The sequence below is a fragment of the Rhodoferax sp. U2-2l genome, from assembly GCF_020594515.1.
In the GTDB taxonomy this organism is placed as follows: domain Bacteria; phylum Pseudomonadota; class Gammaproteobacteria; order Burkholderiales; family Burkholderiaceae_C; genus Rhodoferax.
Window position 1 is genome coordinate 134563 of the sequence record NZ_JAJCTH010000014.1, and the last position, 14978, is coordinate 149540.

Annotated in this window: 12 protein-coding genes; 7 read left to right on the plus strand and 5 right to left on the minus strand. The window is 61.3% G+C overall.

Annotation, left to right across the window (positions count from 1 at the left end; all coding sequences use genetic code 11):
- Positions 1-22 precede the first annotated feature (22 nt).
- On the plus strand, positions 23-949 hold the full coding sequence (locus tag LHU53_RS13705; protein ID WP_227333218.1) for a CoA transferase: 927 nt from the start codon (positions 23-25) through the stop codon (positions 947-949).
- A gap of 21 nt (positions 950-970) precedes the next feature.
- Here the strand turns inward: LHU53_RS13705 and LHU53_RS13710 are convergent, their stop codons facing one another.
- The 5 genes from LHU53_RS13710 to LHU53_RS13730 form a co-directional block, all read right to left on the minus strand.
- A complete protein-coding gene (locus LHU53_RS13710) occupies positions 971-1330 on the minus strand; it encodes a phosphate-starvation-inducible protein PsiE (protein ID WP_227333219.1) in 360 nt (119 codons plus the stop codon).
- 154 nt (positions 1331-1484) lie between these two features.
- The gene (ispF, locus tag LHU53_RS13715; protein ID WP_227333220.1) at positions 1485-1967 is read right to left on the minus strand and encodes a 2-C-methyl-D-erythritol 2,4-cyclodiphosphate synthase; all 483 of its coding nucleotides are present in this window, start codon (positions 1965-1967) and stop codon (positions 1485-1487) included.
- A 52-nt stretch (positions 1968-2019) separates the two neighbouring features.
- Positions 2020-2985 carry a transglycosylase SLT domain-containing protein gene (locus LHU53_RS13720; protein WP_227333221.1) on the minus strand — a complete coding sequence of 322 codons (966 nt, stop codon included), beginning with the start codon at positions 2983-2985 and terminating at the stop codon, positions 2020-2022.
- Complete coding sequence (locus tag LHU53_RS13725; protein ID WP_227333222.1) at positions 2982-4895, minus strand: EAL domain-containing protein; 1914 nt, start codon at positions 4893-4895, stop codon at positions 2982-2984. The genes LHU53_RS13720 and LHU53_RS13725 overlap by 4 nt, the downstream gene beginning before the upstream one ends.
- Before the next feature lie 19 nt (positions 4896-4914).
- Complete coding sequence (locus tag LHU53_RS13730; RefSeq protein ID WP_227333223.1) at positions 4915-5670, minus strand: transglutaminase-like cysteine peptidase; 756 nt, start codon at positions 5668-5670, stop codon at positions 4915-4917.
- A gap of 90 nt (positions 5671-5760) precedes the next feature.
- Here LHU53_RS13730 and LHU53_RS13735 point away from each other — a divergent pair, with 90 nt between their 5' ends.
- The 6 genes from LHU53_RS13735 to LHU53_RS13760 form a co-directional block, all read left to right on the plus strand.
- Positions 5761-7575: a TolC family outer membrane protein gene (locus LHU53_RS13735; RefSeq protein WP_227333224.1), complete on the plus strand. Its 1815-nt coding sequence runs from the start codon at positions 5761-5763 to the stop codon at positions 7573-7575.
- Between the two features lie 216 nt (positions 7576-7791).
- On the plus strand, positions 7792-9951 hold the full coding sequence (locus tag LHU53_RS13740; protein WP_227333225.1) for a type I secretion system permease/ATPase: 2160 nt from the start codon (positions 7792-7794) through the stop codon (positions 9949-9951).
- The gene (locus LHU53_RS13745) at positions 9951-11366 is read left to right on the plus strand and encodes an HlyD family type I secretion periplasmic adaptor subunit (RefSeq protein WP_227333226.1); all 1416 of its coding nucleotides are present in this window, start codon (positions 9951-9953) and stop codon (positions 11364-11366) included. Before LHU53_RS13740 ends, LHU53_RS13745 begins: the two co-directional genes overlap by 1 nt.
- Before the next feature lie 8 nt (positions 11367-11374).
- Positions 11375-12031 carry a response regulator transcription factor gene (locus tag LHU53_RS13750; RefSeq protein WP_227333227.1) on the plus strand — a complete coding sequence of 219 codons (657 nt, stop codon included), beginning with the start codon at positions 11375-11377 and terminating at the stop codon, positions 12029-12031.
- 8 nt (positions 12032-12039) lie between these two features.
- Positions 12040-12264, plus strand: a complete 225-nt coding sequence (locus tag LHU53_RS13755) for a hypothetical protein (protein ID WP_227333228.1) — start codon at positions 12040-12042, stop codon at positions 12262-12264.
- 146 nt (positions 12265-12410) lie between these two features.
- Positions 12411-14978 (plus strand): retention module-containing protein (locus LHU53_RS13760; RefSeq protein WP_227333229.1); only part of this gene is annotated, 2568 nt, incomplete at its 3' end.

The window sequence follows — 14978 nt, forward strand, 5'->3', positions numbered from 1 at the left end:
TGAATCAAATTCATCGCGCATCATGACCACACCCGCAACCCCAGAGCCCGCGCCACAAGCCCTCACCGGCATCCGTATCCTGAGTCTGAGCTTGAACCTGCCGGGGCCCGCAGCCCTGCAGCGCTGCCGTCAAATGGGTGCGACCTGCCTCAAGCTGGAGCCACCGCCACCAGCCACCTCTGGCGCAACAGGCTTCGAATCAGGCATCACAGGTGACCCGATGAGCCTCTACAGCCCGACGGCTTACCGGGCGCTGCAGGAAGGCATCACTGTTGCCGCCGTCAACCTCAAGACCGAGGCGGGCCAGACCGCGTTACACGCTGAATTGGCGCAAACCGATGTGCTGCTGACCTCGTTTCGCCCCAGCGCCTTGCGCAAACTTGGTCTAGACTGGGACGCTGTGCACGCCCGCTACCCCCGGTTGTCGATGGTCGCCATCGTTGGCGCGCCAGGCGCTGGCGCGGACTTGCCGGGCCACGACCTGACCTACGTGGCCGAAAACGACCTGATCACCGGACTGGAACTGCCTGCCACGCTGTACGCCGACATGGGTGGTGCGCTGATGGCCAGCGAGGCAGTGTTGCAAGCGGTGTTGCTACAACGCCAGTCGGGCCAGGGCAGTTTTCGGGAAGTGGCTTTGTCAGATGCCGCTGCGCATCTGGCCCTGCCGCGCACCTGGGGCGCCACCCTGCCCGGCACGCTGCTTGGCGGTGGTCATGCCGGTTACCGCGTTTACCCCTGTCTGGATGGCCGGGTGGCGCTGGCGGCGCTGGAGCCGCACTTTGCCAAATCGCTATGCGCCGTGGCTGGTTTGCCATGGCGCGGGCTGGACAGGATGCTGGAAGCCGACACCCATCAAGCCATCGCCAGCTTCATGGCAGCACGCAGCCGCCAGACGCTGGAAATCCTGGCCCGCGAGCACGACATTCCGCTGCACACGCTGTGCTGATGCGCAGAAACGACGGCCAGATCACTCATCGGGTCGCATCCGGCTGGTGACCCAGCAAGCCACGGCGATCAGCAGAATGGCGCCGGCTTCGTACAGCAGAACAATCGGGTCAGAGTCTTTGCCTTGCAGAACGATCAGACGGCTCAGCGCTGTCATGGCGATGAACAGGGGCAAAATGATCAGGTTGCGCTGGCGCACATAAAACGCGCCCAGCATGCCCAGCACCTCGGCGTAGATGAACATCAGCAACAGGTCTTGCAGCGCCACCCGCCGGTTCTCGATCAGCAACCAGATTTCCTGGCCCATCGCGATCACGGTGAACACCGCGATCGTGATCAGGAAAAGCTTTTCAACCGCATCAATCAAATGCTTGATGTTCATGGTCCTCCGATCTCTTGCGTTCAAAGTGTGTACCAGCGGTTACCCCATCACAGGGGCGACCTGCGCGCCCTTGCCGGGCTGGACGGCGATTATTGACGCAGAAGACAAACCCCCGACAAAGCCCATTTTTTCAAAGGACTCTGCGGCACCCCCATCAGGTCGGCTTGAAAAGCAACACCACCGAGCGCGCTTCCATCGCCTGCCCCAAACCGACCGGCCCCATCTTCTCAGCGGTTTTGGCTTTGACGTTGACTTGGTCTGGCGTCAGCCCCAGCGTCTGCGCGATGTGGGCGCGCATGGCGGGCATGAACGGCATCAGCTTGGGCGCCTGGGCGATGACGGTGCTGTCGATGTTGCCGATCTCGTAGCCCGTTGCACGCACGCGCCGTGTGGCCTCAGCCAGCAGCACGCTGGAATCTGCACCCTTGAAGCGTGCATCGGTATCGGGGAAATGGGTGCCGATGTCGCCCAGAGCCGCCGCACCCAGCAGCGCGTCGGTGATGGCGTGCAACAGCGCATCCGCGTCCGAATGCCCCATCAGCCCCAGATGAAAGGGCACCGTCACCCCGCCCAGGATCAACGGGCGCCCGGCCACCAAAGCGTGAATGTCCCAACCTTCTCCAACTCTCAAATTCATCTGCTGTGTCCTTGTGTGTGTGTGCGGTGCAGCGGGTGCTGCACCCGGTTTTTCAGGGGGCCTTGGCGGGTTTGGCCGTCAGCCAGGGCGATGCGGTGGTGAGTGTGGCATCAAATGTGTGCAAAACCCCGCCGTACAAACCCACGATGCGTTTGACGTAAGCGCGAGTTTCCGGAAAGGGTGGCACGCCGCGGTATTGGTCTACCCTGCCCTCGCCTGCGTTGTAAGCGGCCAGCGCGTAGGGCACGTTGCCACGGTAATACGACAGCAGCCAGCGCAGGTAACGCATGCCACCCCGCATGTTTTGGGTGGCGTCAAAGGCGTTGCGCACGTTGAACCGCTCGGCGGTATCGGGGATGAGTTGCATCAGGCCCGTGGCCGCTTTGGGTGACTGGACGTGGGTCTGAAAATTCGATTCAACCGCAATCACCGACAGCACCAGACGCGGGTCCAGCTGGTACCAGGCGCTCAGGGTGGTGGCCACCGGCACGATCCAGCGCCGGCTGGCGGGCAGGGTTAACAAATAGTTGTCGATGCCCGGACGGGCATGGCTGGCCAGCTCAAGGCTGATGCCGTTGAAGACGGGCAAAGCGGCTTTTTCTGGCAGTTGCTCGTGGTTGACACAGGCGGGCAGTTCAAAGGAAGAGAACTCGATGTTGTCCAGCATCTGCTGGGCTTGCGCGTGGCCCAGGGACGACGCGACCGAGAACAGCGCAGCGGCATAAGCCCGGCTCTCGGGCACCCCCTGACCAAAGGCGTACAGCATGCCCAGCCGGTATTGCGCCTCGGCACTGCCCCAGCGCGCGCCCTGGCAGTACAGCACCGCCATGCGCCACGGCGCATCAGGCGTGTTGGCCGTGGCTTCGATGCGGCTGGCTTGCTGCAACAGCTCCCGCACGGCAGGGGGTGCATCGGCCAGCACCGCGCTGGAGGTTGGGCCTAGCGAACTGCCCTGGGCGGAGGCTGCACCCGTCAGCCCCAGCAAGGTCACCACTGCAGCGGTCGCCCAAAAACTCATCGGATACCCGGGCCGGTGGCGCCGTCAAAACCCAGCGAGGCGAGCAGTGGCAGATCGCCCTTGTCCTGCACGCCCAAGGCCAGCACCGTGATGCCCAAGGCATGCGCCATGCGGCACAGCCCTTGCAGGAACTCCTGGTTGCCCGGGTTGGTGGCCAGGTCGTGGATGTAGGTGGGATGAACCTTGATGTAGTCCAGGCCCAGCACCGCCAGCTTGTCGCTTTCGGCAAAACGCTGCCCGAAATACTCGATACCGATGCGGCACCCCATGGCTTTCAGGTTGCGTGCCAGATCGCAGAAGGCGTCAAATTGCTGGAAGACACCGTATTCAGGCACTTCAAACAGCAGGCGTTTACACACATCCGGGTAAGCCTTGAGCAACTGGGTCAGCTCGTTCCTGAAGTGGAAGTCGGCAATGGTCTGCGCGGACAAGTTCACCGCAATGTCGCCGGAGCTGACTTGCAAATGCTCAATCGCCAGCTTGACCACGCCCAGGTCGATTGGCGCCGTCAGGTTGAGCTGGGCGGCCATGGGCATGAAGTCACCCGCTGACATCAGGGTGCCATCGGCATCCGTGCGCAGGCGGATCACCCCTTCGCTGTGCAACGCACTGGCGCCATCGCCTGAAAGCACCGGGAAGAAACACAGCGTCAACTGCCCGCCGCTGACCGCTTTGGTGAGCAGCGTGCGCCATTGCTCGGCGGGCACGGCCTGTTGGGCGTTGTCATCTTCCACCGCAAACCAGGCGTTGGGGCCTTGGTTGGCCGCTTGGGCCAGTGCCTCATCCGCACTTGACAGCACCAGACCCACACTTTGTTGGCGGTGGTAGCGCACCGCGCTGACGTGCATCAGGTCTGGCACCTGGGCGCGCCAGGGCACCAACACCGTTTGTTCAAGATGCTCAAAAATACTTTGCGCTGCCGCGCTCGCTGTCTCAAAAGTGGGGCATAACACGGCAAATTCCGAGCCTTTGACCCGTCCCGCACGCTGCCCGACCTTGCCCGCGCCATGGGCCCGAAGTGCGGCGCCCATGTCTTTGAGCAAAGCATCGGTCTGCTGGCGGCCCAACCGGGCGTTGAGATCATTCAGGTCAGGCAGGCGCACCAGCACCAGGCTTCCGCTGGCGCCAAACTGATCACCTTCCAGCGCCTCGCGCAGATGCGACAAAAAATACTCCCGGCTGGACAGGCCGGTCACCGCATCACGGTTGATTTTTTTGCGCAAGACATCCAGCCGCGCAGCCTCTTCGCCGAACATGGCTTTGAGTCGGCCCACCATGTCGTTCATGGCGCGCGCCACGCTCTGGAATTCGGGCGTACGCGGCTCGGTGATGCTGATAAAGCGCCGCTCGGCAATCGCCTGCGCCTGGCTCACCACTTCAGACAACGGCCGTGTCACAAAACGAACCAGCTGGGTGCCGATCGCGCCAATCACCAAGCCACCTGCCACAAACCACAACAACAGGTTCACCACGCCACCCCACAGGCTCTGGTAAGCGTACATTTCTTGGCTGGCCAGCGACAGCGTGCCGTATTGGATCCAGCCGTCCTGAATCAGGGCCTGGCCGGGTTCGGCGTGAATCGGGATCAGCTTGACAAACCACGCCGGTGCGCCCTGCAGGTGTTGGGAAGACACCTTCTCGATCAACAGTTTGCCGGTGGGCGAGACGATGCGGATAAACCGGTAATGACCGGCATCAAACTGCGCCGCCACCTGAAGCTCCACCGTGACCTCGTCCTTGGGCATTTGGGTGAGCGACAGCGCCAAGGCCGTGGCGTTGTCGATGTTTTTGACCTGCAACTGCTGCTCCAGGTAGTGCCTGGCCGACAACACACTGATGGCCATGCTGACCCCGAAGGCCAGCGTCATGACCAAGGCGATGGCGATCCAGAGTTGTTTGATGAGTGACATGTTGGATGAAGGGGCAAAGTTAAGGGGTCAGGCCGTCCTGGTGCATGCGCTCAAGCACATCACGCCAGCGGGAAAGTCGGGTGGTGGGGTCGGCCAGGGAACTGGTCGCGCCCCCGGCCCACAACCCGCTGCTGTTGAAGCTGAACACGGGTGACAGGTCGGGCCGCTGGGATGCCAAGCGCACGCTGGTGATCAGGTTGTCAAGAATCATCGGCTGCTGGGAAGGCTCAGGGTAGAAGCCTAGCACCATGTGGGCCACGGACGTGGTGGCGCCGGTTTTGGCGCGGACGTAAATCAGCCGCAGACTGGGGTCGCTCACGCCCAACAGGCGCAGCGTGATGTATTTGGCAATCGCAAAATCCTCGCAGTCTCCGCTGCCGCGCCCCATGAATTCAACGGGTGTTGCCCAGTAGTCTTCGAGTTGCCAGACCACCGCATCGGTGTCATACAACATATGGCGATTAAAAAACGTGTTGACCTTGGTCAGTTTTTCAATGTCCGGCAAAGCGCGGGACTCCTCCACCATCTTGCGCCAGGCAGTGACCGTGGTGGCACTGCTGGTGCCGTAGCGCTGCTGGGTGAGGCTTTGCAACTTATCCCAGTCTGCCGCGGCCAGCGGGCCCGTCACCAACACAACCAGCGATGCCAGCCCCAACACAAACGCCTTGCACAGCATCCACAAGCACGTCAGCCAGCGGGTGTCCGCCAGATTCATCGAGGTGCTGGTGCCAGGCGTGGAAACGACGCCGCCTTGAAGCGGTTTGATTTTGAACAAAAATATTCCAGAAATTTAGAGGAAACTGTAGCAGTCCAACTAACATTGTGGACGAACCCACCAGCTACAAAGGTTACCGTGATCCAATATTTGACAAGATCGATTTTGGCGGCAAGCATCGCCCTGACTTTCAGTTCTCTGGCACAGGCGCAATCGTTACCCGAACCCATGCTCAGTGCGGCGCGCAAAGCGGTCCACACCAATCCTGAGGTGCAAGCGCGCTGGAACGCTTTTCAGGCAGCAGGCAGTGAGCGGGAGGTGGCCCGCGGCGGATTTTTCCCGAAGGTGGATCTGATCAGCACCACTGGCCGCCGAGATTTGCAGGTGCCAGGCACGGATTACGGCAGGTTCGGCTTTGACTCGACCCAACTCAGTGTCACGCAAATGCTGTTTGACGGCATGTTCACGTCCAACGAAACCAAGCGCCTGGGTCTGGCCAAGCTGACGCGGTACCACGAGCTGCGTGAAGTCGCTGAAACCACCAGCCTCGAAGCCGTGCGCGCCTACATGGACGTGTTGCGCTACCGCGAGCTGGTTGACGCGGCAACACAAAACTATGTCGAGCACAAACAGGCCGGGCTGCTGGTGGAGGAGCGCTCCAAGTCTGGCGTGGGCCGCGGGGTTGACGTCGAACAGGCCACAGGCCGACTGGCTTTGGCCGAGTACAACTTGCTGGTGGAGTTGACCAATTTGCACGACGTGAGCGCACGTTACCTGCGCGTGGTGGGCGAGAAGCCGCCGGCTTCTTTGCCCGCGCTGGCCGACCCTTTTGTCTTGGGCACCCTGCCAGCCACAGCCCAGACCATGATGCGCGACGGTCTGCAAAACAGCCCGTCCCTGAACGCTGCCGTTGAAAACGCCTTGAGTTACCAGACGGCGGTCGCCACCCGTAACTCGGCCTACCTGCCGCGTCTGGATGTGCGGCTGTATCAAAAAGTGGACCACGACGGCGCTGGCGTGACGGGCCGCTCGGACGACAAAGGCGTGGAGCTCACCCTGAACTACAACCTGTACCGCGGCGGTGCCGACAAAGCGCGCGAGCGTCAAGCGCTGAGTCAACACGCGCAGGCGCTTGACTTGCAGCTGAAAGTCTGCCGTGATGTTCGCCAAACCCTGTCCATCGCCTACAGCGACGTGCATAGCCTGGCGTCACAGCAAACTTTTCAGGACATGCATCGGCTGTCCACCGAAAAGTCGCTCAATGCCTACCGTCAGCAATTTGAAATTGGCCAGCGCACGCTGCTGGACGTGCTGGACAGCCAGAACGAATTTTTTGAAGCCACCCGTGCTTACATCAACTCCCGCTACAACCAGGCTGTGGCGCAGGCGCGCACCTTGGCGGGCATGGGGCAACTGGTGAACGCCCTGGGCGTCAGGCGTGCCGATGTGCCTGCGACGGCCACCGATGCCGGTCAGGAGCACGATCCGATCGACCTGTCCACCATGTGCCCGGTGGAAGATGTGGTGGTTGACAGCCTGGAAAAAATCAAGGCCGAGGCCGTGTTGCCCCCGCGTCCCCGCCGGGTGGTGGCCGCCCCGGTGGCTGCCGCACCCGCCAAAACCAGGTTGGCGGCCGATGCCTTGTTTGATTTTGACAAATCAGAACTCAAGGCGGGCGGTCTGGGCGCCCTGGAAAGCCTCACACAAAGCATCAAAAAAGTGCCGCTTGAGCGTGTGACCGCGGTGGGGCACACCGATTCGAAAGGCAGTGAGGCCTACAACAACACCCTGTCCAAGGCCCGCGCAGAGTCCGTGAAGACGTATCTGGTGGGGCAAGGCGTTGCGGCCGAGAAAATCGAGACGCTGGGTCGGGGTGAATCGCAACCCATCGCCGACAACGATACCGAAGAGGGTCGAGCCAAAAACCGCCGCGTCGATGTCGAGGTGCTCGAAGCCAAGCCGTGAGCGATGGCGGCTAGCCGATGAGCTTGTTGGCTCACATGTGGCTGTCATTGAGGGCCACGACCCGCCATCCATGGATCCCGGATCGAGTCCGGGATGACAATCACACCACCGTAGCCACGCATTTTCACGATAAATTAGCCCCAGAGCCGTCAGACCCTTTCCCGACAGATATGGCATGCCCTGAGCAGCTTCATCGTCGTACAACCCAGGTGACACATGTCCAACACGGTCGTTGAGGGCGCCACCGCCCACCCGGCAAGCCAGCCAGACGACTTGCTGACTTGCCTGCAGATTGTTGCCAGTACCCACGGACAGGTGACAACCGTGCATACCTTGATGTCCGGCCTGCCGGCAGAAAACGGCCGCTTGACGCCCAGCCTGTTTGCCCGCGCCGCCAAGCGGGCGCATTTGAGCAGCCGCGTGGTCCGCGCGCCGCTGGAGGCGCTCAACGCCAATCTGTTCCCCGTGGTTTTGTTGCTGCATGGCGAGCGCGCCTGTGTGCTGCTGTCATTGGACGCGGAAGCAGCCCAGGCACGGGTGATCTACCCGCAGTTGCCCGACGCGCCGGTGCAGGTGCCTTTGGCCGACCTGCAGCGTGATTACAGCGGCGACGCCATCTACGCGCGCCCGGTGCAGCGTTACGACGCCCGCGCCCCCACGGTGCGTGGCGGGCGGCACGACCACTGGTTCTGGGGCGTCATCGGTGAGAGCCGACCACTGTACCAAGACGTTTTGTTGGCCGCATTTCTGGCCAATCTGTTTGCGCTGGGCATGCCGCTGTTCACCATGAACGTGTACGACCGGGTGGTGCCCAACCATGCAATAGATACCTTGTGGGTGCTGGCCATTGGCTTGATGCTGATGCTGGTCATCGACCTGGTGTTGCGCACCCTGCGCGGGCGCTTTGTGGACCTCGCCAGCAGCCGGGCCGATGTGAAGTTGTCGGCCTTCATCATGGAACGGGTGCTGGGCATGCGCATGGAGCAGCGGCCCACCTCGGCGGGGTCGTTCGCGTCCAACCTGCGCGCTTTTGAATCGGTGCGTGACTTCATCGGGTCGGCCACGGTGGTGGCATTCATCGACTTGCCGTTTTCGGTGATTTTTATCGTCGCCATCGGCTGGATCTCGTGGCCCATGCTGATTCCGCTGGCAGTGGGTGGCGCGGTCATGGTGCTGTATGCGCTGGCAGTGCAGGGGCGCATGCACGAACTGGCCGAAACCACCTACCGTGCCGGCGCCCAGCGCAATGCAGCCCTGATTGAAGGGCTGGTGGGTTTTGAGACCATCAAGGCACTGGCGGCCGAGTCGCCGATTCAACGCAAATGGGAAAAAAGCGCCGCCTTGCTGGCCCGTGTGGGCGCCCAGCTGCGCCTGCTCTCCACCACGGCAGGCAACACGTCAGCCTTTGTCCAGCAGATGATCAACCTCACGGTGGTGATCATCGGCGTCTACCTGATTGCCGACAAGCAGCTCACCATGGGCGGCCTGATTGCCTGCACCATGTTGGCCAGCCGGGCCATGGCACCGGTGGGGCAAGTGGCGGGGCTGCTGGTGCAATACCACACCGCAGACACGGCACTCACCTCTTTGAATGAGCTGATGGCCCGCGAGGTGGAGCGCCCCGCCGACACCAACTTCATCAGCCGGGGTTTCCTGAAGGGTGCGATTGACTTTCGGGATGTGTCTTTCAGTTACCCGGGGCAAGCGTCGCCATCGTTGCGCAATGTCAGCCTGAGCATCAAGGCAGGCGAAAAAGTGGCCATTCTGGGTCGCATCGGCTCGGGCAAAACCACCTTGCAAAAACTCATCTTGGGCTTGTACCGCCCCACCGAAGGCGCGGTGCTGGTGGATGGCATCGACCTGCGGCAGCTGGACCCGGCCGAGTTGCGCCACCAGATGGGTTACGTGCAACAGGATGTGATGTTGTTCTACGGCACCTTGCGCGAAAACATCACCATGGCCGCGCCGCTGGCCACCGATGCCGAGGTGGTCAAAGCCACGGAGGTGGGGGGCATCCTCGGGCTGGTCAACCAGCATCCGCAGGGTTTTGACATGCTGGTGGGCGAGCGGGGTGAATCTCTCTCGGGCGGCCAGCGTCAGGGCGTGGCGATCGCCCGCGCGGTGGTCGGCAACCCAGCCATTCTGCTGCTGGACGAGCCGACGTCGTCCATGGATTACTCCAGCGAAGACGACATCAAACGCCGCCTGATGGACTTCGCCCAGAACAAGACCGTGGTGCTGATTAGCCACCGCACGTCTCTTTTGGACATGGTCGACCGCATCATCGTCATGGACGGCGGAAAAATCGTGGCAGACGGACCCAAGGACCAGGTCATCACGGCGCTGCGTCAAGGTCGCATCGGAAAGGCTGCGTGATGGCATTCTTCAGCAAAAAAGCCTTCGAGCGCAGCGGCGAAGCCATCCACCGTGCCACCAAGGCGAGCGAAACCACCTTTGGCACGCTGGTCAAACGGTTCACCCCCATCGATGTCAAAGACAACCTGGATTGGGCCGGTGATGCCGATTGGGCCCGCCTGCAGCAAGAACCACTGCGCGCCCGCAAACTCCTGCACATCGCCGGTGTCGCCCTGCTCGTCATGATCGTCTGGGCCGCCTTCGCCTCCATCGACGAAATCACCCGGGGCGAAGCGCGGGTGGTGCCCACCTCGCAAGTGCAGATCATCCAGAGTGTGGACGGCGGCGTGGTCGAAACGCTGGCCGTCAAAGAGGGCCAAATTGTCGAAGCCGGTCAGCTGCTGCTGCGGGTGGACCCGACGCGCTTTGTCTCCACCATGCTGGAGAGCCGTGCTGGCCAGTTGTCACTGCAAGCCAAGGTCTTGCGCCTGGAAGCCCTGACGCGGGGTACCCCTTTCAACCCGCCTGAAGAATTGCGCAAGGAAGCGCCGGATGTGGTGGCGCAGGAGACCAGCCTGTACGAGTCGCGCAAAGCCGAAATCAACGCCCAGATCTCCATTTACCAAAGCCAGCTGGCGCAACGACAGCAGGAACTGAACGAAGTACGCGCCCGGCTCGACCAGGCGGTGCGCAAACTCGAACTCAAAACCCGCGAGATCAACGCCACCCGCCCGATGGTGGCCAGCGGCGCGGTTTCTGAAGTGGAAATTCTGCGTCTGGAAAGTGAAATTGCCAGCCTGCGCGGCGACCGGGAGCAAAGCACGGCCCAGTTGTCACGCGTGCAATCGTCCATCTCGGAGGCATCGCGCAAGATCGAAGAAGTTCAGCTCACCAGCCGCAACGCCATGAGCAGCGAACTCTCCGACACCATGAGCAAACTCGCCAGCCTGACCCAGGGAGGCCGGGCGCTGGAAGACAAGGTGAAACACGCCGACATCAAATCCCCCGTGCGTGGCACCGTCAAACGCCTCTTGGTCAACACGGTAGGGGCGGTGGTGCAGCCCGGCAAAGAGGTGGTGGAAGTGGTACCGCTGGACGATGCGCTGATTCTGGAGGTGCAAATTGCCCCGAAAGACATCGGTTTCCTGCGGCCCGGACAGGCCGCCATGGTCAAGTTCAGCGCTTATGACTTTTCCATCTACGGCGGTCTGGACGCGGAAGTGTTCCTGATTGGCGCTGACTCGGTGCTCGATGAAAAAGGCAACGCGTTCTACCATGTGCGGGTCAAAACCAACCAACCCAGTCTGGGCGCCAACTTGCCCATCATCCCCGGCATGGTGGCGCAGGTGGACATCATGACCGGGAAAAAGTCGGTGTTGTCCTATTTGCTCAAGCCGGTTTTACGCGCCAAGGCCAACGCCCTCACGGAACGGTGAATTGACCCATGACCACTGACCAACACTTTCTCTGCAGTCCATCCGTTGCTGTGCCGCCGCGCTGGCGTGAGGCCTTTGCGCACGGGCAAGTTCACACCGCACCGGACCTGATGGCGCCGGTTACCGCGGACTGGTCGGGGGTGCTTTGGCTGAGCAGTGACGACCCTGATTGGCAACACGACATAAAAAAATCGAAGCAACACAACGCCCGTTTGCCGGTGGTTTTGTTGTCCGGTACGCCCGACCCACGCGAAGGTCTGCTGGCCTTGGCGGCGGGGGCCAGCGGTTACACCCATGCTTATTCCTTAGCCGAACTGCTGCGTGAACTGGCGGTGGTGGTGCAGCATGGCGGCCTGTGGGTGGGGCCCGAGTTGTTGCAGCGTCTGGTGGGCTCGACCGCCACGGCGCTTGCAAAATTGCCGAATCCATCACCAAGCTTGGTGCCCAACCCTTGGGCCGCCTTGTCTGCGCGCGAGGCTCAGGTTGCACGCGCGGTGACCGCGGGTCGTTCCAACAAAGAGGTCGCCGACAGCCTGTTCATTTCCGAGCGCACCGTCAAAGCCCATCTGGGCGCCATCTTTGAAAAACTGGCGGTACGCGATCGTTTGCAACTTGTGGTGCGCCTGGCTGCTGGTGCAGACCCGGACACCCCACCCGCACGGTAACCCCCCTCATGGCTGAACCTGACAACACCACCAACGCCCTGGCCCAGTCCGACACCAGCCTGGTGCGCGTGCTGGAAGACCTGATTGACGTGCTCATCACCCGCGGCGTCATCCAGTTCACCGACCTGCCAGCCGCTGCACAGGCCAAGCTGCTGGAGCGGCGCGAAACCCGTGCCAGCATGGCAGACCGGCTCAATCTGATCCAGCCGGAAAACGACCGCGGCCTGCTCTAACCCGGTCGGCGCGCCGTTGGCAGAGTTTGCAAATGTGGACCTAAGTCCAATAGCCAAGCTGCGCAGGCGACCTTAACCTCTGCACCAGACATGCGTCATGCCTTGCCCGCATTGACGACTACCCGATTCATTTGCTGGAGACCATCATGGCCCAATTTGCTACCGTCACCGCCATCACTGGCAATGGCACCGTGTTTGCCGTCAACGAACAAGGCGTCAGCCGCGTCCTGAAGGCCGGTGACGTTCTTCAAAAAGGCGAAACCATCCGCACCGTGGGCAATGCCCAAGTAGAACTGCTGATGGAAGACGGCAACTTGATCGCCGTGGCGCCCCAGCAAACCCTGCGACTGGACGACAACCTCGTTCAAGCAGACCAACTCCCCACCGCCCAGGACAGCGCCATCGCCAACCCCGGCACCGCAGAAGCCGTCATTCAGGCACTTGAGCGTGGAACTGACCTGAACGAAGTGCTGGAAGCTGCGGCGGCTGGTTTGACAGGTGCAGGCGCAGATGGTGGCAGCAGCTTTGTGCAGTTGCTGCGGATCAGTGAGGGGGTTGATCCGCTGAGTTACGCCTATGCGTTTGAGCCACAGGACAGCATCTTCATCCCGCAAGACCTGGCACTGGCGCAAGCAAGTGAAGAGACGTTCACCATCACGGTGACGAGGGAAGTGACCAACACCGTGACCCGACTGGAAACAGACACCATCACGGGTGTGACGACGGAAACTGTGACGGTTGTGGAAACGGATACTGTTTTAAGGGTGGAGACAGACACTGTCACAGTCCCTCAGACAATCACTGTCACGGGTTTGGTAGCGACAACCACGATTGGCACCCAAACGGTTGACGTGCCAACAGAGACCGTTACCGTCACCGAAGGCACCAGCACAGTCACCGGCACCACCCTGACGCCCACCATCACCCAAGGCACCCAAACGGTTGATGTGCCAACAGAGACCGTTACCGTCACCGAAGGCACCAGCACGGTTACCGGCACCACCCTGACGCCCACCGTCACCCAAGGCACCCAAACCGTCAACGTGCCCACCGAAACAGCCACCATCACCGAAGGCACCAGCACGGTCACCGGCACCACCCTGACGCCTACCATCACCCAAGGCACCCAAACCGTCAACGTTCCAACGGAGACCGCCACCGTCACCGAAGGCACCAGCACGGTCACCGGCACCACCCTGACGCCCACCGTCACCCAAGGCACACAAACCGTCAACGTGCCCACCGAAACAGCCACCGTCACCGAAGGCACCACCACGGTCACCGGCACCACCCTGACGCCCACCGTCACACAAGGCACCCAAACCGTCAATGTAGCTACCGAAACAGCCACCGTCACCGAAGGCACCAGCACGGTCACCGGCACCACCCTGACGCCCACCGTGACCGAGGGCACCCAAACGGTCAATGTAGCTACCGAAACAGCCACCGTCACCGAAGGCACCAACACCGTCACCGGCACCACCTTAACGCCCACCGTGACCGAGGGCACCCAAACCGTCAACGTGCCCACCCAAACGGTGACCATCACCGAAGGCACCGTGACAGTGCCGGTGGAGACCAGCACCCCTACGGTCACAACCGGCACCCAAACGGTCGATGTCGAAACCCAAACGGTGACCATCACCGAAGGCACCGTGACAGTCCCGGTGGAGACCAGTACCCCCACGGTCACAACCGGCACCCAAACGGTCGATGTCGAAACCCAAACGGTGACCATCACCGAAGGCACCGTGACAGTCCCGGTGGAGACCAGTACCCCCACGGTCACGACCGGCACCCAAACGATCGATGTCCAGACCCAAACGGTGACGGTGACACAGGACACCCATACGGCTACCCATACCTACGCCACAGAAACAATCACAACGACCACTGAGTTTTCAACTGGTAACTCTCAGATCACAGCAGGTGGACCTGGTACCAACTATCTGCTCGCAGTCACCAATCCAATCAGCATCAAATTCACTTCACCAAGTGGCGCGGTAAATACAAATAATGGATACATTGCCATCAACGACCTCAACATTGATGCCAAAAAATCCCCCGAAACGCTGGTTTTGGAATTCTTCAATGGAACCACTGCGTCGAATGTCAAAAATCTTCAGCTTGACGTTGTTGTCCAGGGCAAAGAAGCTGTCTTTACTTGGCAAGCATTCAATAACGGGGTAGTCGTTGGTAGCGGTAGCATTACGACAAATGGGGGGCAAATTCCTATTGGTGGTGAGTTTGATCGACTAACAATTACCGCAGTCAGCGGTCTGTTCAGGTTAGGCACCGTTCTAGGGGTGTCCACAGAAGTGCCAGTGACGCAGACCGTCACGTTAACCGCTTCTGACACTGTGACTGTCACCGGCACCACCCTGACGCCTACCGTCACCCAAGGCACACAAACGGTCAATGTGCCCACCGAAACAGCCACCGTCACCGAAGGCACCAGCACGGTCACCGGCACCATCCTGACGCCCACCGTCACCCAAGGTACCCAAACCGTCAATGTGCCCACCGAAACAGCCACCGTCACTGAAGGCACCAGCACGGTCACCGGCACCACCCTGACGCCCACCGTCACCCAAGGTACCCAAACCGTCAATGTGCCCACCGAAACAGCCACCGTCACTGAAGGCACCAGCACGGTCACCGGCACCACCCTGACGCCCACCATCACACAAGGCACCCAAACGGTTGACGTGCCC